The sequence below is a fragment of the Bacteroides sp. GM023 genome (assembly GCF_014750685.1).
GTDB lineage: Bacteria > Bacteroidota > Bacteroidia > Bacteroidales > Bacteroidaceae > Bacteroides.
The window spans coordinates 900,500-921,928 of record NZ_JAAXGE010000002.1; the positions used below are offsets into that span (position 1 = coordinate 900,500).

Genomic DNA, 21,429 nt, shown 5'->3' on the forward strand with positions numbered 1-21,429 from the left:
GAACATGACACTTAACGACAACCCTTATAATAATTGATTGATTATGAAATTAAGAAACCTGATCTGCTTATTCTTGTTATGTGGTGGGGGAGGAATACCTCTTCATGGTGCAGCAAGCACATGTCCCGTTACTCATATGCAAGCAGAAATGTCACAATCTGATATTTCCACCCAAAAGAAGGAACTGAATGAATTTCGGAAAAAGTATAAACTTACTGCTCCGAAAGCTAATCCCAATGAGGTAGAAGCTGCTTTGATGCAGATACAAATGTATCAGTTGGAACGAGTGAATGCAACGACCGTCACAGGGAGCTCATTGCTGAACAAAGACAAAATCACACTTCAGCAGGGAAGAGATATCGCAAAGACGGTACGTGCCCTGGCTTTTGCGGCATTTAAGGACGGTGGCGCGGCGAAGAAGGACTTGTTTCTGTTTTTGGATTACTTGTTTTCTCAAAATATTATAGAGAGTATTCCCAAATATAAGTATAGCAATTATAACGATGTCCGTAAAGTCCCGGCTGATTTATTAAGTGCGTTACCTGTATGTGACGATATGCGGAAAAGCCGGTTGATAGTAGCGGCTCAGAACCTGCTGGAAGCAGACCAGCTAAATCTTAGCGACGAAGAAATCAGGCAAAAAGTTAATTCGGATTATATCTATAATGTCGTTCCGCATCTGTTTGTCTGTGCTGTCCATAACCCGGATGAGGAGCAGGCAATCAAAGACTTGTCTGCTTTCTCACACTTTTTGTCCGCGTGTACACAATATAGTCCCAGCGGATATGATGTGTTGAAGCCGGATGGCACCGGATTCCATCATAATACCCATTATAATGGATATATGTACTCTTACAGGACCTGGGTGGAGTATATGGGACGCTTGAAAGGTACTTCTTTCCGCATAGAAAAGGAAGCATATCAGCGGATGAGCAAAGCAGTAGTCAGTGTTTATTTGATGGCCGTTCGCTCAAATTCTGATAAGGATCGTTATTTTGCGAATAGTATGGCAGGAAGACACCCTTTCACAGGGCTGGATGTGAATTTTTCGCAGCAGCTTTTTGAAACATTGATTGAAGTAGGAGCAGATATACTTGGCATACCTTATGATAAGGAATTGGCTGCTTATTATAACTATTTCTATAAGACAAAGAAATATAAGGACGCTCCCGAACTGAATGTGGATGGTTTCTATCAATTCAATTATAGCCCTGCCGGAGTGTATAGACAGGATAATTGGGTAGCCGTCATGCGTTGCCCGACTACTAATTTTTGGGGCGGAGAGATATATAGCAAAACGAACCGCTTTGGTAGATACCAAAGTCACGGAACATTGGAGATCCTTTATGAAGGCGGATTGTCAAAATGCGGTTATCCTGCGGATAAAGAGAAGAAAAGTGCAGGTTGGGACTGGAATATGATGCCGGGAAGTACCACCGTACATTATACTGACTGGAAAGAGATGATGCCTAATAAGAATGATACTGACCGTTTCGATCAGAAATCGGCTACTACCAACTTTGCAGGTGCCTTATCCTGGAAAGACTGTGGCATCTTTGCGTCAGCTTTCGACCAGGATGACCGTTGGGGAAGCCGTCGTTTTGAACCCACCAATCTCTCATTCTGTAAGTCTGTATTTGCTATTGATGGCATGCTGTTTAGTTTAGGGACAGATATCTCGGCAAAAGGTACGTATCCCGACGAATGGATTACTGCTACAAACCTTTTCCAATCCATTATTTCAAAAGATTGCAAACAGCTGATAGTAGATGGCAAGGAAATAGAAAAAGGCAAGGAATTAGTTATTGATTCACAGGCTCCGGCCTGGATAGTGGCTCCTACTACTACCGGATATTTTATACCGAAGGGACATGACAAGCTGATCGTTAAATATGAAGAACAAACGACTCCTGCATCAGTAGGAATGGCTGTAGAATCCGGTAAGGAAGTTGCCGCAAAAGCTTATTTGAATCACGGAGTGAAACCCGGGAAGAAGAATTATCAGTTTATGGTTGTTCCGGGCACGACTCCCGAAAAGATGAAGGAGCTTGCAGCGCAGCAGGAAAAAGAGCGTATCTTTAAGGTTATTGCCGCACAGGACTCCGTGCATGTGATTAAGCACCTTCCTTCGGCTACGACAGCTTACGCATTCTTTGCGCCGGCTTCTAATCTATCTGCCGGTGTAGTATGTGCTTCCGAAACTGAACTATTGGTGATGGAACGTCCGGATAAGGCAGGAAAGAAGCTGGAACTGGCTTTATGCAACCCGAATCTTCGCCCGGAAACGATTGCAAAGAATAACTGGAAGCCGACTCCCACACAAGTTTCGATAGAGTTGAAAGGAAAATGGACTGTAGAAGCCGGAGATAAGGACCTGCAAGTATCACTGGAAAGTAACAGTCGCGGAAATACGATTTTGAAAACTACGCTTTCCGAAGGCAGTCCGGCATATGTATCATTAGTGAATAAATAGAGTTAAGCATAAAACAAAACTATGAATTTAAGAAAGTTAGTAGGCACATTATTACTAAGCTGGGTGTTTGTGTGCGGGCAAGCCAAACAACCGGTAGATATGGATTGGTGGCGTGAAGGCCGCTTTGGAATGTTCATCCATTGGGGGCTTTACTCCGTTGCTGCCGGAGAATGGAATGGAAAACCTGTAGAGGGTATTGGCGAATGGATACAGAACTTTGCGAAGGTTCCGAATAGCGAATATGAGCAACTGGCAGATAAGTTCACTTTGTCCAACTATGATCCGGATGCATGGGTAAAGTTGGCAAAGCAGGCAGGAGCACGTTATATCGTGTTTACGACTAAACATCACGAAGGCTTCTGTCTTTATCCGAGTGAAGTTTCAGATTTTGATATCGAACGTACCCCTTATAAGAGAGACCCTTTGAAAGAGTTGGTAGAGGCCTGCCGTAGACAGGGATTGAAGGTTGGATTCTATTATTCTCATCGACAGGATTGGAGGGAAGAAGATGCGGCCGTTATGAAGAATGAATATGACGGGCATTATGATAAGCCAAAATCCGAGGTAAAACCCAATTTGGACCGATATATCAAAGAAAAAGCTCTGCCGCAAATGAAAGAGTTGCTTACCCGGTATGGTAAGATTGACTTGTTGTGGTACGATACTCCGTTTGATTTGACAAAGGAACAAAGCCGGACATTTGTAAATGTGGTCAGAGAACTGCAACCGGAATGTATAATTAATGGTCGCGTGGGTTATAACCTGGGTGATTATGGTGCATTGGGAGATAATGAAATGCCTTGCTCACGTGTGAACATGGATTTGGAGATGGTCGCCACCATGAATCATACCTGGGGATATAAGAAGAATGACCATGACTGGAAAAGTCCGAAAGACATACTTTGTTCGCTGATAGAATGTGCAAGCCGTGGAGTGAACTATATGATTAATATCGGTCCGAAAGAGGATGGAACCGTACCGCAGCCAAGTGTTGATATCATGAACTTTATCGGTGACTGGATGCAGGCAAATTCAGAATCTGTCTATGGAACATCGGGTAATCCTTTCAATGATAATTTTCCCTGGGGATATGCTACCCATAAGGATAATGTCGTCTATCTGCATATGTTGCGCGAACCCCTCAATAGGCGTATTATATTGAAAGGTCTTCTGTCTCCTGTAGAGAAAGCCGAGATTCTATCTTCCGGCAGGGTTGTTCCTGTATCGGATAAAGGACATTACGCCTTGACGATTCCTGCTGAACTGGATTACGGTCAAATACCGGTTGTGAAGTTGGTGTGCAAGGCTCCTGTTCGTTTCAGCGAAGACAACTATATGAATGAGAATGTAGTCAGTATTCCTGTCGCTAATGGAAAAATCATTCCGGGGAAGGAAGGGAGCCTTAGCATTGCAGAAGGCGGGAATACACAGAATTTCCATGCGGGGACAGGCAAGTTACAGTTGAAATGTGAAATTGACGAACCGGGGACCTATAAAGTACGAATCTTTACCAGCCGTCACTGGAGAAGAACATTTGCCGAAGGAGCGAAAATAACACTGAAAGTGGACGACAATCCTTCCTTTAATTCTGTCCTGATGCAGAAAGATGGTGAATTGGCTAATGTGCGTCAGAATTCGTATCCGGAGACATGGAGTGATGTTGGTACAGTGAACTTCAGACAGAAAGGAATGAAAGAACTGGAGCTTGCGGTAAATTCTACAGGAACATTCAGCCGTTTGGGATTCTTCGGTGAAGATATTCAGAATGAAAGTGAAAACAATATTCGTTTTATGAGAATAGAACTTATAAAAGAGGCTCGCTAACCGGAACTTTACTTTTATAAGAAGTGCTAAAATAAAAAAGAGAGGGGCCTCGCGGTTCCTCTCTTTTTGGGGGTTAAATTGATTAAAGTCTGATTTTTATTAAACGTTTTCAATTAAGGTCAGAAAAATCGCGTAATATATTGCTTTTGTTGTAACGCATATTCATTGTTTAACTCTGTACAAATGTAGTGACTTTGTGCCCGTTCTTGTGGACATAATGATTCAAGATTGGTGCAAAATCATACAATTCTACTGTTCTCATATTTTTATTTCTCTTTTACGGTTTCCAGCAAGGCAGACAGTTCTTTCACGATGTCAGGGTGTTGCTTTGCCACGTTCGTTTTCTCCGATGGATCGGACGATAAATCATAGAGTTGCGGTTGTTTATCGTTTCCTAATTCCATCTTTGTCCAAAACTCGATAGCGGGACTGTCGCTTGGTTCGATGTATTTCCACTGGCCTTTCACGATGGCGAGCGTGTTGTTCAGGTTCTGCTGAACGACGTATTCACGGTCTGTATTATTTTTACCTAAAAGTACATTCAGATGTTCCTGGCTATCGGGGGCTGCTCCCTTGCGCAAAGGCTGGTTCAGGAGTGAAGCGAGCGATGCATATACGTCGATTTGTGAGAAAAGAGCCTGTTGCTTGGATGGCTGTATCTTGGCAGGCCAGCGTACGATGAACGGAATACGCGTACCTGCTTCGTAAGCACTGTATTTACCGCCACGGTAGATTCCCATGGGGGTATGTCCGTTGAGCATTTCGTAAGCATGATCCTGGTAGCCGTCATCAATCACAGGGCCGTTGTCGCTGGTGAAGATAAAGATAGTGTTGTCAGCTATGTTGAGGCTGTCCAGCGTATGCATTACTTCTCCGATTGTCCAGTCCAGTTGCAGGATGACATCGCCACGGGTTCCCAAGCCACTCTTTCCGGCAAAGCGCGGGTGGGGGATACGGGGCACATGTACGTCTTGCGTACCCATATATAAGAAGAAAGGTTCTTCTTGGTGGGAAGCGATAAAATTCTTAGCTTTGTTGGTGATGATATCAGCAATATCCTCATCGTTCCAAAGGGCGGACTTTCCACCGGTCATCCAGCCGATGCGGGGGATGCCGTTGATGATGGTATTGTTATGTCCCTGGCTGGGTTTCAGTTTCACAAGTTCCGGGTTTTCTTCTCCCGTAGGCCAGTCGCCTACTTTGTGGTCGTAGTTGACGGTGATAGGGTCGTTAGGGTCAAGATCTACCACACGACCGTTTTCTACAAATACACAAGGAACACGGTCTACGGTTGCGGGAATGATAAATTCATAGTCGAAACCGATGCTTTGTGCGTTCGGGCTGATTTGGCTGTTGAAGTCAGTGCCGCCTTTCGGGCCGAGTCCCAGGTGCCATTTGCCCACTGCACCGGTGGCGTATCCGGCATCCTTCAACATATCAGCCATGGTAACGCAGGCTGTGTCGATGATAAGTTCCGAGTTTCCGGGAGCAATGCCGGTGTTCTCCTGTCGCCAGGGATACATACCTGTGAGAAGTCCGAAACGGGAAGGAGTGCTGGTAGCCGAGGTGGCGTAAGCATTGGTGAATTGTACTCCCTGTCCGGCAAGACGGTCGATATTAGGTGTACTCACTTTGGTAGCTCCGTAACAACTCAAGTCGCCGATACCGAGGTCGTCTGCGAATATATAAATAATGTTGGGCTTTTGACCGTTTTGTCCATTGCTCTTTTGAGGAGCGTGGTTGCATCCGGTTAACATAGCAATGCCGGGCAATAACGGAAGTAGACGTGAAACGTTTCTCATAATGCTGTCTTTTTAGGGAATGATGTTAGATGCACAAAGATAAACGATTGGAGAAAAAAGAATGAGCAGTAACGTACAAGTGAAGTACAAAATAGTACACTGGGGAAAGTTCCGCTTCCCCGATTCGGAAGCGTGCAGAACGGTTTAGTGCCACCTCGTTGGCACAACTGTGCCATCACTTTGGCACAAGCGTGCCACTACGATGTCACTGCTGTGCCAACGAGGTGGCATTCTCCTGGCACGGCAGTGACCGATTATTTAGTGTGGGCTTTCCCGATAATGGCTTGATTATTAGTCTGTTTCTTCTTCTCCTTCTTCCTTCTCTTCTCCCTTGCGGTAAGCCAGCGGACTGACATGATAAATCTCCTTGAAACACTTGCTGAAATAACGTGAAGACGAGAATCCTATCCGGTCTGAAATCTCCGTGATATTCAGTTCCGGATTATTTCGCAGCATGACTGCCCCTTTCTTGAGACGTATGCTCAGGATAAAATCATTCGGTGTCTGTCCTGTAACCGCTTTTAGCTTGGTGAACAGGTTCGTACGTGCCATTCCCATTTCGCGGGCAAAGATATTAACGTTGAAATCCGTATTATCCAAGTGCTGTTCGATAATAGCCATTGCACGATCCAGCATCTCTTTATCCATCGGGTTGGTAGCCAACATCTGCGCGAAAGCCTGCGGTTGTTTGCTGAATTTCTCCTGTAACAATCGGCGGGAGTTCACCAGATTGTTACAACGGGAAATCAGAAGATTGGTATTAAACGGTTTCGTGATATAATCATCCGCACCGATTTTCAGCCCTTCGATATTGTGTTCTATCGCGGTGCGTGCTGTCAACAGCACAACCGGAATATGGCAAGTGTTGAAATCCGTCTTTATCCGCTTGCATAGTTCCGTACCGGACATACGCGGCATCACGACATCACTTAAAATAATGCTCGGCATATCTTTCTGCACCATTTCCAACGCTTCTTCTCCGTCGGAAGCCGTACTGACCTGATAGAATGTCTCGAAGATACCGACTAACATCTGCTTGATAGACTCGTTATCTTCTACAATCAGCATTTTTGCATCTTCAATGCGCTTGTTATCTTCCTCTTTCCATTCTGATTCCGGCAGGATTTCTGCTGAAGGAACGAATGCTTCCGGCTCTTGGATAGTAGTATCCGTATCACTTTGCGCTATCTGTTCTTCGGCAAAATGCTGTTTGCCCAGTTTAAGAGTGATAATGAAGCTGCTTCCCTTGCCCGGTTCGCTTTCCACACGGATGCTTCCGTGATGAAGTTCGATGATACCTTTTGTCAGAGCCAGTCCGATGCCTGTTCCGGCTCCGGTATTCAGTGAGTTCAGGAGCTCGGTCTGATAGAACCGGTCGAATATCTTATCTATTTCTGCGGTGGCGATACCCGTACCGGTATCTTTTATTTCAATGACGGCATGCTCTTGTTCCTGCGAAACGTTGATAGAAATGGTATCCTCCGCTTTCGTATGTTTCAATGCATTGGACAATAGATTGTTGATAACCTTCTGCATCTGCTTTTGGTCATACCAGACTTCAATATCATCTTTTTGCTTGTTGAACTTGAAGCTTATCTGCTTGCTGCTTGCGTATTCGAGGAAAAGCAGATAATTCTCGTACAGGAAGTCCACGAGATTGTGCTTGCTTACCTTTATTTTCATATGCCCCTGTTCCTGTTTGCGGAAATCAAGCAGTTCCGTAATCAGTTCACGCAGTTGGAGACTGTTCTTGTAGATTCCCAATACCTTATTATATATATAGGGAGTGAATGTCTGCACTTGCAGCAGCGTTTCCACTTGTCCCACGATAAGCGTTAGCGGCGTGCGGAACTCATGCGAGATGTTGGTAAAGAAACGCAGCTTTGACTGGTTCAGCGCTTCCAGGTCTTCGATATGTTTCTTCTCATATTTCAAAGACTCACGGAGTTTGATTCGCGAATTATAGTTCTGAATAAGGAACCATAACAGGCTGATGGTGGCAATGGTATAAATCAGGTAAGCCCACCATGTCTCGTACCAGGGTGGCAACACGTTAATCAGCAACCTGGCTTCCCCTATATCGCCCCGTTGTGACTTGACAACCAGCACATATTTTCCCGGATTCAGGTTTGTATAGGTGATAAGCGTCTGTTTGCGGTACGTATGATTCCATTCGTTGGAGAAACCTTCCAGGCGATAGAGGATTTCATCCCTGTTGGCAGAAATATAGTTGGAAGTGGCATATTCGATGCTGAACATCGACTGATTCGCTTTCAAACTAATCTCCGGAGTGTGGCAGATAGACTGATTCAGGATTCCGGTTTCATCACCGGGGATTACTTCCCTTCCGTTGACTATCAGACGGGAAAGGATGATGTTATAAGATTTCGGGGTAAAATGCAGTTTCTTTTCCCAAAAAGAAATCATTCCCTGAATACCGCCGAGGAATACTTCTCCATCATGTGTAACGAACAGCGCATTCTCATTGACAGCAGTCAGCGGGAATCCGTTTTCCGTACCGTAATTATAGAACTTCTTATGCGGATAGTCGAATTGTGAGAATCCTTGATTGGTAATCAGCAACAAATCCCCTTTCTGAATGGAAGACTCGAATACCTCGTAAATACAATCGCTGGACAATCCGTCTTTCTGTACATCGAAATTCTCGAAATCATTGCTCTCTTTGCGATAACGGTCCAGTCCGCTGCCGGAAGTGGAGAACCATAAGTTCCCGTTGCTATCCTGCATGATGCTGTTGATATTATTATTGCTGAGACTATTCGAGATGGCCGGGTTGTGTGCGTAATTGGTGAGCGTGCCGGTATCAAAGCGATACGAATAAACCCCTTCTCCGGTAGCTGCCACCCACAGCGTGCCGTCTTTATCGAAACAGAGACTAGCCACCATGCCGATATTTCTTCCCGCCTTGGTTTCCTTGAAAAGCTGTTGGCAAGTACCCGTTGCCGGATTAAACAGGCTGACGCCGTTTTGTGTGGCAATCACCAGTTTATCCTCATATGGCACAATGTCACGCACAATATCCGACGGCAATGAAGTAGGATCTCCCGCTTTCATCCGGTAAACAGTGAAACGATTTGTCCGCAGGTCGAGTTTGTTCAATCCGCCCAAGTGCGTGCCAATCCACATAATGTCGTGCGCCTGGTCATAATAAATCGCCTTCACGTTATTGTGCGAAATACTGTTTTTCCCTTCCTCGTGACGATACCAGCGGTACGTATTGTCTTTGCGGTTGTAGACATTCACGCCACCCCCTTCGGTACAAATCCACAGATTACCGTCCTTATCTTCCGTCATTCTTCCAACGATGGGGCTGCTCAGACCTTCTTTTTCGGTATCACCCACCTTGTAGCGGGTATAGATTTCATATTCAGGATTGAAGTAATTGACTCCGCCGAAATAAGTCCCCAGCCAAAGCGTTCCCTGTCCGTCTTTGACAATACACCAGATAGAAGAGTGGGTGAGTCCGTCCGGTTTGCTGGCGTTGGCCGTATAGAGTTGGAAATTACCTGTACTTTTCTCGTAGCGGTTCAGACCGTGGAAAGTACCTATCCATAAATTGCCCGAGTTGTCTTCACAAAAGCTTCTGACGAAGTCGGAACAGAGACTGTTTGCGTTTTTAGGGTCATGGCGGAAATTCTCGATGGAACCGTCTGTTTTGATATGGTAAAGCCCTTCTTCCCAACTTCCAATCCATAATTCTTTTGAAGAATCCTCATAGATGCTCGTTATGTTTCCTTCCGTGACGGGCTGCGAAATCGTTTTATCTTCCGAAAGACAATAGACACCGTTTCCGGTAGTTCCCATCCAAAGATTCTTCTTTTCGTCCAGGTGAAGGCAGGATAAAGTAATGTCTTTCCCGGCAAGATGGTAGAATAAGTCGAAGTTCCCTGTGCTTTCGTTGTACACAAAGACTTCCTCTCTCTTGCCGATATACAATTTCTCGTTATAGTAAATAGCGTCCACATTACCCTGGAGCAATGTCTTAAACCGCTGTGTAGTCAAATCGAACTCCGCCACACCATCGGTGCAGAGCAGATATACTTTCCCGTTTTTGTTTCCCGTGATGCGCAGCACTGTATTGCTGAACAGGCTGTTCGGGTCGTTCTTTTTGAGTTTAAAACTTTTGATATCGTTACCGTTATACCGGTTTAGTCCCTCGCGTGTGCCGATCCATATAATTCCCCGTTCGTCGATATATAAGCTGTTGACAGAGAACTGAGAAAGGCCATCATCCGTGGTCAAATGACTGAAAGTAATGTTCTGACCTTGTGTGTGGACGGCGGCTACGCTTAAAAATAGCAGAAATAAAAGAGTTATTTTTCTCACTAATTCGTTCTTTTAAGGTATTACTATTGGCAAATATATCGTTTTTATTTCATTTCTGTGAACCTTATTAGAAGAAAGTAACTATATTTGTATCATTCAAACGAAAGATATATGAAAGTAAAGAAAATTAGTGCGGCTAACGTGGAGGCTTGCTCGCTTCCTAAATTATTCGATGAAGAAAAAATAGATTTTCAGTCTATCCAGTGTGTCAACTGGGCTGAATATCCTTATAAGCCAAAGGTAAATTTCCGCATAGCTCACACGCAGGACTCTATTTTGTTGCATTTCAAGGTAAAAGAAGAGAGTGTGCGTGCCAGGTATGGTGAAGATAACGGTTCCGTATGGACAGACTCCTGCGTAGAATTCTTCTCTATACCGGCCGGTGACGGAATATATTATAATATAGAATGCAATTGCATCGGAACGATTCTGATTGGTGCCGGCCCTGCCCGCAACGGTCGCGAACATGCTCCGAAAGACGTGACGGCACTTGTACAGCGTTGGTCAAGCCTGGGCAATGTGCCTTTTGAAGAACGCGTTGAAGAGACTAATTGGGAAGTTGCCCTGATTATCCCTTATGCTGTATTCTTCAAACATCAGATTGATTCACTCGATGAAAAGGAGATAAAAGCCAATTTCTACAAATGTGGTGATGAATTGAAGACTCCTCATTTCCTTTCGTGGAATCCGATAGAGATTGAACAGCCGGACTTTCATCGTCCCGACTTCTTCGGTACGCTGGAATTTGAATAATCATTAGACTTCGGGCTGGAATATAAACGAGCCTCCGAACATAAACGATAACGCGTCATCCATCTGCAAAAAAGAAGGGTGACGCTTTTCTTTTGCATCACCCTTACTCTTATACAAAGTAACTTTGTTTATTTCACGATTCCTCTTTCCGAGGCTTTCACGAAGTTTACAATGGTTTCGATTTCCTCGCTCATCGGCACTTGGTCGATAATCTTCTGCACGGCATCCTGAACACTGAAGTTACCTTGATAAATCAAACGGTAAGCATTGGCAATGTGACGCAGGATTCTTTCCGACGTGTTGCGATGTTGCGACAGAACTACGGCGTTCACTCCGTGGTATGCTACCGGATTGCCGGACATGATAACATACGGCGGTACATCCTTGGATATACGGCATCCGCTTTGTACCAGCGTCCAACTACCAATGTGGCAATATTGGTGCAGGGTGACATTACCGCTCAGGATAACGCAATCGTCCAGCGTACATTCTCCTGCGATGGTACTGCCGATGCCTACCACACAGTTGTTGCTGATTTGTACGTCATGGCAAAGATGCACTTTATCCATCAGGTAGTTTCCGTTTCCGATTTTAGTGGCGTTTCCGGCAAAGGTAGCGCGGCTGATAACCACATTTTCACGAATATCATTGTTGTCGCCGATAATCAGGCTGCTTTCTTCTCCCGTATAGTGGAAATCTTGTGGTTCCGCTCCCAGGACAGCATTTTGATGTATCTTGTTCCCTTTTCCCATTTTGGTACCTTGCAGGATACTGGCATAAGACATGATGATACAATCATCCCCGATTTCCACATTCTTTTCGATGTAGGCAAACGGCAGGACAGTTACATTCTTGCCTAACTTTGCTTCGGGGTCTACGTAAGCTAACGGACTAATCATAATAGTATATGTTTAAAGTTATTCTTCTCTTCCACCACCCAGTGCCTGATAGAGGCTTACTACAGCCTGCATCTGATCAAAGCAATCGGAAACCTGAGAAATCTGCGCGCTCAGGTACGACTGTTGTGCAGACAGTACTTCCAGATAGGTTGAAGTCCCTAAGTTAAACAATTCTTTTGTATCTTCCGAAGCTTTCTTTGCAGATTCTACCTGCATTTGGCGGGATTGTACCTTTTCACTGGTCTTTTGGTATAAACTTAGCGCATTGCTGACCTCGCTTCCGGCATTCAACAGTGTTTGTTGGAAGGCAAGTTTAGCCTGTTCTTCCTGTGCTTTCGCCATTTTCAGTTTCGCGATGTTAGCACCGTGATAGAAAAGAGGTTGGGTCAGCGAGCCGATGGCAGTCGCCAAGAACTTGCCCGGGTTAATGATGGCAGAGCCAGCGCTGTTTGTCCATCCGGCAGAACCGCTCAACGTAATCTGCGGATAGAAAGCGGAACGTGCGGAGTTCGTGTTATAATAAGAAGAAGCCAATGACATTTCAGCAGCCTTCACGTCCGGACGATTGGATAATAATTGCAAAGGTACTCCGACAGAAAATTCCGATGGAAGGATTTGCTTTTCAATCACACCGCGCTTGATGCTCTGAGGAGCTTGGCCGAGAAGTGTAGACAGTGAGTTCTCTACTTCACGGATGCTTTGTTCAATATCCGGGATAGAAGCCATTACTTGTGCGTAGGCAGCCTTACTTTGTTCGACACCTGCCGAATTTATGTTATACATGGCAGCATCTTTCATCGCTTCCATCGTTTCGGCGTTACGCTTTAATACGTCGGCTGTCTCTTTGGTGATTTCCAGTTGGCGGTCGAGCATTAATAACGTATAGTACATATTGGCTACGTTGGCTATGATCTGCGTCTGTACAGCTTGTTTGTAGGCTTTGGCTTGCTTGACGGCAACCTCTGCGCCTCGTTTGGCATTCAACAAGCCACCGAACAGGCTGATTTCCCAACTGGCTGTCACCGGAAGTGAATAAGTCTTGCTGGCCTTACTGTGGTCAAAGCTGCTGATAGTACCTTGCGGAGACAGAGCCAACGCGGGGACATAAGCCAGTTTGGCTGCCAGCAGCGGAGCCTGTGCTGCTTTGATAGACAGTATTGCACTTTGCAGGTCAGTGTTTTGTTTCAGTCCCATTTCGATGAGAGACTGTAGCTGTGGGTCGGTGAATACCTCTCTCCACGGCAGGTTACCGAAGCTGGCTGTATCCGAAACCAGTGTATCATTTTCCGCTGACGGATCACGATACAGGCCGGAAGTCGTAATGTCTTCGGGTCTGTCATACGACTTATAGATGTGGCAGCTGCTCAGGAGAGCAGTTGCGCACAACATATATAGAATCTGTTTCTTCATATCGAATTTCATTATTTAGCGTATTGTTCAATCTCTGTTACGGCATCCGTATTGTCAATATCTTCCCATTCCATCGGTTTCACCTTCTCTTGCAAGTACTGGAAGATTACGAACAGCGCCGGAACGATGAAAATCTGGCAAATCATACCGATTAACATACCACCGATAGAAGCAGTACCCAACGTGCGGTTACCATGAGCACCTACACCGAAGGCAAACATCAACGGAAGCAAACCGACTACCATCGCCAGGGAGGTCATCAAGATAGGACGGAGACGGGCACCGGCACCCAATACGGCTGCCCATGTGATACTCATACCCATCTTACGACGGTCGAGGGCAAACTCTACAATCAGGATGGCGTTCTTCGCCAACAGACCCATCAACATGATTAACGCAATCTGCATATAGATATTGTTGGACATCGTACCCAGCACCATCTTCATGACCGATATACTACCGATGGCACTCATTCCGTTGACAAACAGGAAGCTACCCAGCAAACCGAACGGAATAGACAGCAATACGGCAAGCGGAAGGATGTAACTTTCGTACTGTGCACTCAACAACAGATAAACGAATACGAAGCAGAGAACGAAGATCAAGCCTGTGGTGCTTCCACTGCTCTGTGCTTCCTCACGTGCCATACCACCCAATTCGTACGTATAACCTGCCGGGAGATTCTGGCTTGCCACTTCCGACAATGCTGCCAACGCCTGACCGGATGTATAACCGGCAGCCGGAGCCACCATCACCTTCATAGAAGTATAAAGGTTGAAACGGCTGATAATGTCCGGGCCATATACTTTCTCCACGGAGATGAACTGCTCGATAGGAGCCATTTCACCGGCATTATTACGTACCTTGATGCTCTTCAGAGACTCCATGTTCTTACGAGACAACGGGTCTGACTGAATCATTACACGATACATCTTACCGAAGCGGTTGAAGTTGGATGCATACAGACCACCGTAATATCCCTGCATGGTAGTAAGGATATCCGTCGGGCTGATGCCAGCTTTCTTACAAGCTGCCGCATCAATGTCAATCATATATTGCGGGAAGTTCGGGTTGAACGTCGTCTTTGCCGAGTTGATTTCAGGACGTGCTTCCAACGCAGCTGTATAGCTGTTGGCTACCTCGAAGAACTTCTCCAGGTCACCACCCGTCTTGTCTTGCATATTCACCTCAATATCCGTAGATGCCGAGTAACCCGGAATCATAGGCGGAGCAAAGAACAATACCTGTGCTTCCTTGATGATTTTCTGTGCACGCATATACAAAGAACCTACTACAACGTCGGAGTTCTGCATCATCGAACGTTCGTCCCAGTCTTTCAGCTTGATGATGAAAGAACCGTAAGAAGGTCCCTGACCACCGATGAAACTGAATCCTGAAATCAATGTACGTGAAGCTACGGCAGGGTCGGCGGCAATCAGGCTGTCTACACGTGCCAATATCTCTTCCGAGTGGTCTTGTGATGTACCCGGAGGTAAAGTCACGGCTCCCATCAATGTACCGGTATCTTCATTAGGCACCATACCCGTCGGAGTGGTATTCATGAAGAAAATCAGCAATACGATAGAGAGAACCACCAATCCCATGGATAACCATTTCTTCTGAATGAAGAACAGTACGCGTTTCTTATACTTCTTTAATATAGAGTCATAGGCTGCATTAAAAGAAGTATGGAAGCGGTCGACAAACGTTTTCTTTTTATCTCCGTGATTACTATGCGGTTTCAGAAGAACGGCACACAATGCCGGACTCAACGTCAAAGCGTTCAATGCCGACAGACCGATAGCGATAGCCATCGTCATACCGAACTGGCGGTAGAATGTACCGGCTGTACCACCCATGAAACTTACCGGAACGAACACTGCCATCATGACCAGTGTGATGGATACGATGGCGCCGCCTAACTCGTGCATGGCGTCGATAGATGCCAGACGGGCGGAAGTATATCCCTGGTCGAGCTTGGCGTGCACACCCTCGACGACCACAATCGCGTCATCGACCACAATCGCAATGGCTAGCACGAGCGCACACAGGGTCAACAGGTTCAAGCTGAATCCGATCAGTGACAATACGAAGAATGTACCGATAAGAGCTACCGGAATGGCAATGGTCGGAATCAATGTAGAACGCAAGTCCTGCAAGAAAATATATACTACGATAAATACGAGGATAAATGCTTCGAACAACGTCTTCAATACCTCATGGATAGAAGCGAACAAGAAGTCGTTGGCATTCATGGAAACGTTCACTTTCAGACCGGCAGGCAGTGATTTCGCTGCTTCGTCGAGCAACACCTGAATGTCGCTGATGGTCTGTGTAGCATTCGTTCCCGCCATCTGATAAACGATACAGGTCACAGCCTTGTGTCCGTTTACACGGTTGGTAAAGTTGTATCCCAAACGGTCTAACTGGATTTCGGCAATATCATTCAGACGGAGCACTTCACCGTCGGGCAAAGACTTGATAACGATATTCTCGAATTCTTCCGGCTGTTGCAGACGTCCTTTGTAACGGATGGTATATTGGAAAGTCTGGTTACTGCGTTCACCGAATTGTCCCGGGGCAGCTTCCACGTTCTGTTCTGCCAGGGCGGCGGATACGTCACCCGGAACCAGCTTGTATTGAGCCATTACGTCCGGACGCAACCAGATACGCATGGAGTAGTCCTGTCCCATCACGGAAGCATCACCCACACCCTGTACACGCTGAACCTGAGGAATCAAGTTGATTTTCGCATAGTTCTCGATAAATGCGTCAGTGTATGTGTCACTTTCGTCGTAAAGGGAGAATACCACCAACATGGAAGTCTGGCGTTTTTGAGTCGTCACACCGATTTTGGTAACTTCGGCAGGAAGCAATCCCTGTGCCATAGATACACGGTTCTGCACGTTAACGGCAGCCATGTCCGGGTCAGTTCCCTGTTTGAAATATATGGATATATCACCTGCACCGGTGTTGGATGCGTTAGAGGTCATATACATCATATTTTCTACACCGTTGATTTGTTCCTCCAGCGGAGCAATCACGGAGTTCAATACGGTTGACGCACTGGCACCCGTATAGGTAGCCCTCACTGACACAGTAGGGGGCGCGATGTCCGGATACTGGGTGATAGGCAGTGTAGCCAATCCGATAGCACCCAGGATGACTATCAAGATAGAAATAACTGTTGATAGTACCGGACGGTTAATAAAATTATCTAATTTCATACGATTATCTAAGTTATTAATTGAAAGCAGTAGCTAAATTTCCTTCGCGTTGGTCTTTCAAATGCTGTTGATAGTTCGCTTCTTTTTGAGCGGATGTGATAGGCTGTATTGTCTGGCCGTCTTTCAACGTCTGTACGCCTTCGATAACGATTTTGTCTCCTGCGTTCAGACCGGAAGTAACGAGATATTCTTTTCCGTTATCCAGGTTGAAGATACCTATTTCCGTATATTTCACCGTATTGTCCGGTTGCAGAACGTAAACGAACTTCTTGTCTTGGATTTCTTGAGTTGCAGACTGCGGGATGCTGATAACATTATCCATCGTGTAAGGAATCAGCACGTTTGCCGTACCACCACTACGCAGGATATGTTCTTTGTTCGGGAAGATAGCGCGCATAGTTACAGAACCGGTTGCCTGGTCGATAACGCCTGTGATTGCGTCTACTTTACCTTCGATGTTATATTCGGTACCGTCGATCAACTGCAATTTAATAGCCGGTATCTTGCTGATTTCCTCTTTGATAGTACTTCCAGACTTGGTCATAGCCAACAGTTCTTTTTCTGTCATGGAGAAATATACATATACTTCTTCGATTTCAGAAACAGTAGTCATCGGAGTAGCGATGGAAGGGCTGACCAATGCTCCCAAACGATAAGGAATATCATTGATTACACCGTCAGAAGGGCTCTTCACTTGTGTGAAAGAGAGATTTTGCTGAGCGGTAGTCAACTGTGCCTGAGCTTGTGCCAGCTGTGCCTGCGACTGTGCCAATGTGTTTTCAGCCATTGACAGGTCATAGTCACTGATGATGTTCTTTTTGTTCAGTTCACGTTTGTTGTCCACTGTAATCTGTTGGGTACGTACGGCTGCTTCTGCTGTTGCAACTGCTGCTTTGGCTGTGCGCACTGCCGCTTCATATTGTGTAGGATCGACAATGAACAAAACCTGTCCTTTACGGACGCTTGCTCCTTCGTCTACACACAATTTGGTGATGAAACCGGACACCTGCGGGCGGATTTCCACATCTTGTTTACCTTTAATGGTAGCTGGATAAGCTGTCGTTAGATTTGCAGTCGACTTCTGTAATTCTTGTACTGCATATTCCGGGGCTTTTCCCGTATCATTGCCCTTATTACCACAACTGGAGAAAAGGGCCAAGCAAAATGCAAATAAAACAATTCTACTTTTCATACTTCTTATTTATCTGTTTTTTAAAATTATGCGTTTTGTTGCACGTGTGTCATTCTCTATGTATAGAGGGGGGATTTAAGGAATAAAAGCCGGAAACTAATTCTATTAAATCAGTTTCCGGCTGCAAAAGTACGGTATTTTCGGTATTCTTGTACTCTGATACCGTGTTTTTTAACGATGTTTTTTACTTCATTACTTCAGTTTATGAGATACGGGTGTCATGATGAAACTGAATTCATAGTCTTGGTAAGGAAGACGATACTTTTCCAGTGGTATAGCTCCCCAACTGTTGACGCATGCCAATCCTGTCTGAACCTTGTCGATACAGAAGTTTGTAAAGTTCGCTTTTTCAACTTCCGGTGAGTGGCGCTGGTCTTTTGCGTCACCGTCGTCCAGTGATTCGATGGTGTAGTTCAATGCAGAGGCAGAGAACGGAGCTTCAGAAACAAACTGCAAGCCGTTACCACTGATGTTCAGCAGTCTCCACCAGCGAATATCCGTTTTCGTTCCGGTTTCCTGCGGGCGGATATACGGATAGAATTGTTCTTCTACCGTCTGACGGTATTTGCCAAGTTTTGCACCGTGGTTACGGTCGGAATAGTTCTCTACCGGGCCGCGTCCGTAGTATTCTACCTCGTTGAAGTTGACAGGCATACGCATCTGCATACCGAAGCGGAACATTTCAGAAACCTTCTTGCTCTTGTCAGCTTCCATTTTCTGGGTAACTTTCACTGCTCCCTTATTATTAATAGTATAAGTGAGGAACAATTTACCGCCTATCGACTTCATGTCATATTCCGCACGAACTACAGCCTGGTCGTTTTCGATAGCGTGTTTCAGAGACGTAAGTTTCAGCTCAGGGTTCTTCCATGCTGCATACCTATGTTGCAGACCTGCTCCGAAGTCATTATCGGTTGGTGCACGCCAGAAGTTAGGAGTCAGTTCGCTGCCATCTTCCATCATCTGCATTCCGTTCACGTCATAACGGCAGAGATAACCGTTGTGCTTTTTGAAATCCATCGAGAAGTTTTCACCTTTGACGATCAGGTAATAACGGTCGTTATCCAGGATACTGGGCACGGTAACTGCCAGGTTGGAAGCCTGTACGTTTTCCAGTTTGAGTTCGGGTGCTTTGTAGTCGCGGATGCTTAACTGTTCGTAAGCAATGGTAGCTCCTGCCGGCAGCAATGTTTCGGCAGCTTTCAGCTTATAGCTTACGTTGAGCAATAATTCTTTGCAAGGACAGATGTTCTTTGTATCAATCGGAAGTTGCATCTTAACAGTTTGTTGAGGAGCTACTTTCAGGTCGGATACAATACCGGTCTGCACTACTTCTCCGTTTGCCAGCAACTGCCATTCCATGTAGTATGCGGACAAGTCACGGAAGAAATATTCGTTGAAGATGTTGATTTCACCTTTAGCGAGGTCTACGGGAGTAGTCCATATATCCTGATAGAAATAAGCCACTTCATAAGCGTGCGGATTAGGTACGCGGTCAGGGCTGATTAAGCCGTTATCGTTGAAGTTATTGTCCGAACCGTCATATTTGTTGAAGTCACCACCGTAACCGTAAATATCTACTCCGTCCTTATTTTTCCAATGGCAGGACTGGTCTACAAAGTCCCAGATAAATCCACCTTGGTATTTCGGGTACTTGCGGATGATATCCCAGTACTCTTTGAACCCACCTTGTGAATTACCCATCGCATGTGCGTATTCACATTGAATCAACGGTTTCTTAATGTCACCTTCGCAATATTTGATACAGTCCTCATAACCGTAATACATCGGGCAGAAAATGTCCGTAAACTCGCTGGTACGTGCTTGCTCGTATTGTACGGCACGTGATTTATCTTCGTTCTTGATCCAAGTGTAGCATTTCTCAAAGTTCGGACCCATGCCGGCTTCATTACCCAATGACCAGAAGATGATGGACGGGTGATTGAAACCGCGTTGTACATTGCGCTGGTTGCGTTCCATATGAGCTTTGGCGTAAATCGGGTTCTTTGCCAGTGTCTGGTCACCGTATCCCATTCCGTGAGACTCTACGTTAGCTTCGGCCACTACGTAAAGACCATATTCATCACATAGGTCATACCAACGGTTGTCGTCCGGATAGTGGCAGGTACGTACAGCGTTGATATTAAGTTCTTTCATTACTTTGATGTCCTGCAACATACGTTCGATAGAAACGACATAACCGCCATCCGGATCCATTTCGTGACGGTCGGCTCCCTTGAAGAGTACCGGTTGTCCGTTGACGAGTATCTGTCCGCCTTTCAGCTCGATTTTGCGGAAACCTACTTTGAAAGGAATTACTTCTACTGTGCTGTTCCCGTTTTTCAGGGTAGCAGTCAGTGTATAAAGATTAGGTGTTTCAGCCGTCCATTTGGCAGGATTGGAAATGTTCAAAGTAGTGTTTAACTTGCCTGAACCTTTCAAGTCGGCAGTAGCTACACTGTTGCCTTGAGCATCTGTCAGGTCTAAAGCTACTGTACCGCTTCCTTTCAGGTCAACGGCGATATCCAGCGTACCGTCTTTATACTGGCTGTCCAAATCAGGAGTGACACGAATGTCCTGAATATATTTCTTGTCGCGTGCGTAGAGATAGCAATCGCGTCCTACACCGGAGTAGCGGAAGAAGTCCTGGTCTTCCAGGTAACTGCCGTCACACCAGCGGAATACCTGGAAAGCAATCACATTCTTACCCGGTTTCAGATAGTTGGTCAGGTTGAATTCAGCTTCCAGTTTGCTGTCTTCACTATATCCTACGTAGCGTCCGTTCACCCAAAGGTACATATTGGAAGTTACCGAACCGAAGTGGGCAAAAATCTCTTTCCCTTTCCAGTCGGCAGGAACGATGATTTCTTTCCGGTAAGAACCTACGTGATTGTTTTCTGTCGGAACATACGGCGGGTTGTTCTTGAACTGGCTTTTCCAGGCATATCCTACATTTACGTAGATAGGGTCGCCGTAGCCATTCAACTCCCATACACCGGGAACTTGAAGGTCATCCCAGCCCTTGTCGTTGAAATTAGTTTGATAAAAGTCGGTCGGACGTGCTTCCGCATGTCTCACCCAGTTGAATTTCCAAAGACCGTTTAAGGTCATAAAATTCGCTGAATTTTCTTTGATACCGGCTTTAGCTTCATCAGCCGATGCGTAAGCAAAATAATTAGTGTGCATAGCGGAGCGGTTTACGGAATTCACTTCCGGGTCTTTCCACTCATTGAAGCTTTGCGCTTGAATTGCCGTCAGTCCCAATGCCGCCAGGCAACAGGAAAGTAGTTGTTTCTTCATGGTTTTTTTTGTATTAGGTTTGAATTTCGGGAGCCAAAGATAAGGATTATTTTATTCAATGAAGGGCAAAAAATCATTCAATTAGGGCTAGTTTTTAATAAATTGACTGTATTATATAGCTTTTTACCTATCTTATGCTTTATGCATTGAAGTTTTACGAGACGAAAATAAAAAACGCTTAACAGCCGGTCAGCTGTTAAGC

At 45.5% G+C, this 21,429-nt stretch carries 10 protein-coding genes; 3 read left to right on the forward strand and 7 right to left on the reverse strand.

The window, feature by feature from the left end; genetic code table 11:
• Nucleotides 1-43: 43 nt before the first annotated feature.
• Nucleotides 44-2,473 carry a polysaccharide lyase family 8 super-sandwich domain-containing protein gene (locus HC965_RS05910; protein WP_223854739.1) on the forward strand — a complete coding sequence of 810 codons (2,430 nt, stop codon included), beginning with the start codon at nucleotides 44-46 and terminating at the stop codon, nucleotides 2,471-2,473.
• A 21-nt stretch (nucleotides 2,474-2,494) separates the two neighbouring features.
• Nucleotides 2,495-4,297, forward strand: coding sequence for an alpha-L-fucosidase (locus HC965_RS05915; RefSeq protein ID WP_191030583.1), 1,803 nt, complete (start codon nucleotides 2,495-2,497; stop codon nucleotides 4,295-4,297).
• A 266-nt stretch (nucleotides 4,298-4,563) separates the two neighbouring features.
• Here the strand turns inward: HC965_RS05915 and HC965_RS05920 are convergent, their stop codons facing one another.
• Both HC965_RS05920 and HC965_RS05925 read right to left on the reverse strand, forming a co-directional pair.
• A complete protein-coding gene (locus HC965_RS05920; protein ID WP_191030584.1) occupies nucleotides 4,564-6,099 on the reverse strand; it encodes an arylsulfatase in 1,536 nt (511 codons plus the stop codon).
• Between the two features lie 291 nt (nucleotides 6,100-6,390).
• On the reverse strand, nucleotides 6,391-10,446 hold the full coding sequence (locus HC965_RS05925; RefSeq protein ID WP_191030585.1) for a two-component regulator propeller domain-containing protein: 4,056 nt from the start codon (nucleotides 10,444-10,446) through the stop codon (nucleotides 6,391-6,393).
• 111 nt (nucleotides 10,447-10,557) lie between these two features.
• Here HC965_RS05925 and HC965_RS05930 point away from each other — a divergent pair, with 111 nt between their 5' ends.
• Nucleotides 10,558-11,199 (forward strand): carbohydrate-binding family 9-like protein, encoded by a 642-nt coding sequence (locus tag HC965_RS05930; protein ID WP_191030586.1) that lies wholly within the window; start codon nucleotides 10,558-10,560, stop codon nucleotides 11,197-11,199.
• 128 nt (nucleotides 11,200-11,327) lie between these two features.
• On the opposite strand, the gene lpxA is transcribed toward HC965_RS05930, so the two are convergent.
• The 5 genes from lpxA to HC965_RS05955 all read right to left on the reverse strand — a co-directional run bounded on the left by lpxA (nucleotide 11,328) and on the right by HC965_RS05955 (nucleotide 21,227).
• The gene (lpxA, locus tag HC965_RS05935) at nucleotides 11,328-12,098 is read right to left on the reverse strand and encodes an acyl-ACP--UDP-N-acetylglucosamine O-acyltransferase (RefSeq protein WP_191030587.1); all 771 of its coding nucleotides are present in this window, start codon (nucleotides 12,096-12,098) and stop codon (nucleotides 11,328-11,330) included.
• A gap of 18 nt (nucleotides 12,099-12,116) precedes the next feature.
• Nucleotides 12,117-13,508: a TolC family protein gene (locus HC965_RS05940; protein WP_191030588.1), complete on the reverse strand. Its 1,392-nt coding sequence runs from the start codon at nucleotides 13,506-13,508 to the stop codon at nucleotides 12,117-12,119.
• A gap of 11 nt (nucleotides 13,509-13,519) precedes the next feature.
• Nucleotides 13,520-16,735 carry an efflux RND transporter permease subunit gene (locus tag HC965_RS05945; protein WP_191030589.1) on the reverse strand — a complete coding sequence of 1,072 codons (3,216 nt, stop codon included), beginning with the start codon at nucleotides 16,733-16,735 and terminating at the stop codon, nucleotides 13,520-13,522.
• Nucleotides 16,736-16,751: 16 nt separating this feature from the next.
• The gene (locus tag HC965_RS05950) at nucleotides 16,752-17,927 is read right to left on the reverse strand and encodes an efflux RND transporter periplasmic adaptor subunit (protein ID WP_191030590.1); all 1,176 of its coding nucleotides are present in this window, start codon (nucleotides 17,925-17,927) and stop codon (nucleotides 16,752-16,754) included.
• A 192-nt stretch (nucleotides 17,928-18,119) separates the two neighbouring features.
• A complete protein-coding gene (locus tag HC965_RS05955) occupies nucleotides 18,120-21,227 on the reverse strand; it encodes a glycoside hydrolase family 2 TIM barrel-domain containing protein (RefSeq protein ID WP_191030591.1) in 3,108 nt (1,035 codons plus the stop codon).
• Nucleotides 21,228-21,429 lie beyond the last annotated feature (202 nt).

What these genes read in the sequence shown, in the direction of transcription:
- HC965_RS05910 (WP_223854739.1), top strand. Translation starts at nt 44, where the DNA reads ATGAAATTAAGAAACCTGATCTGCTTATTCTTGTTATGTGGTGGGGGA.
- HC965_RS05915 (WP_191030583.1), top strand. Translation starts at nt 2,495, where the DNA reads ATGAATTTAAGAAAGTTAGTAGGCACATTATTACTAAGCTGGGTGTTT.
- HC965_RS05955 (WP_191030591.1), bottom strand. Translation starts at nt 21,227, where the DNA reads ATGAAGAAACAACTACTTTCCTGTTGCCTGGCGGCATTGGGACTGACG.
- lpxA (WP_191030587.1), bottom strand. Translation starts at nt 12,098, where the DNA reads ATGATTAGTCCGTTAGCTTACGTAGACCCCGAAGCAAAGTTAGGCAAG.
- HC965_RS05945 (WP_191030589.1), bottom strand. Translation starts at nt 16,735, where the DNA reads ATGAAATTAGATAATTTTATTAACCGTCCGGTACTATCAACAGTTATT.
- HC965_RS05920 (WP_191030584.1), bottom strand. Translation starts at nt 6,099, where the DNA reads ATGAGAAACGTTTCACGTCTACTTCCGTTATTGCCCGGCATTGCTATG.
- HC965_RS05940 (WP_191030588.1), bottom strand. Translation starts at nt 13,508, where the DNA reads ATGAAGAAACAGATTCTATATATGTTGTGCGCAACTGCTCTCCTGAGC.
- HC965_RS05930 (WP_191030586.1), top strand. Translation starts at nt 10,558, where the DNA reads ATGAAAGTAAAGAAAATTAGTGCGGCTAACGTGGAGGCTTGCTCGCTT.
- HC965_RS05950 (WP_191030590.1), bottom strand. Translation starts at nt 17,927, where the DNA reads ATGAAAAGTAGAATTGTTTTATTTGCATTTTGCTTGGCCCTTTTCTCC.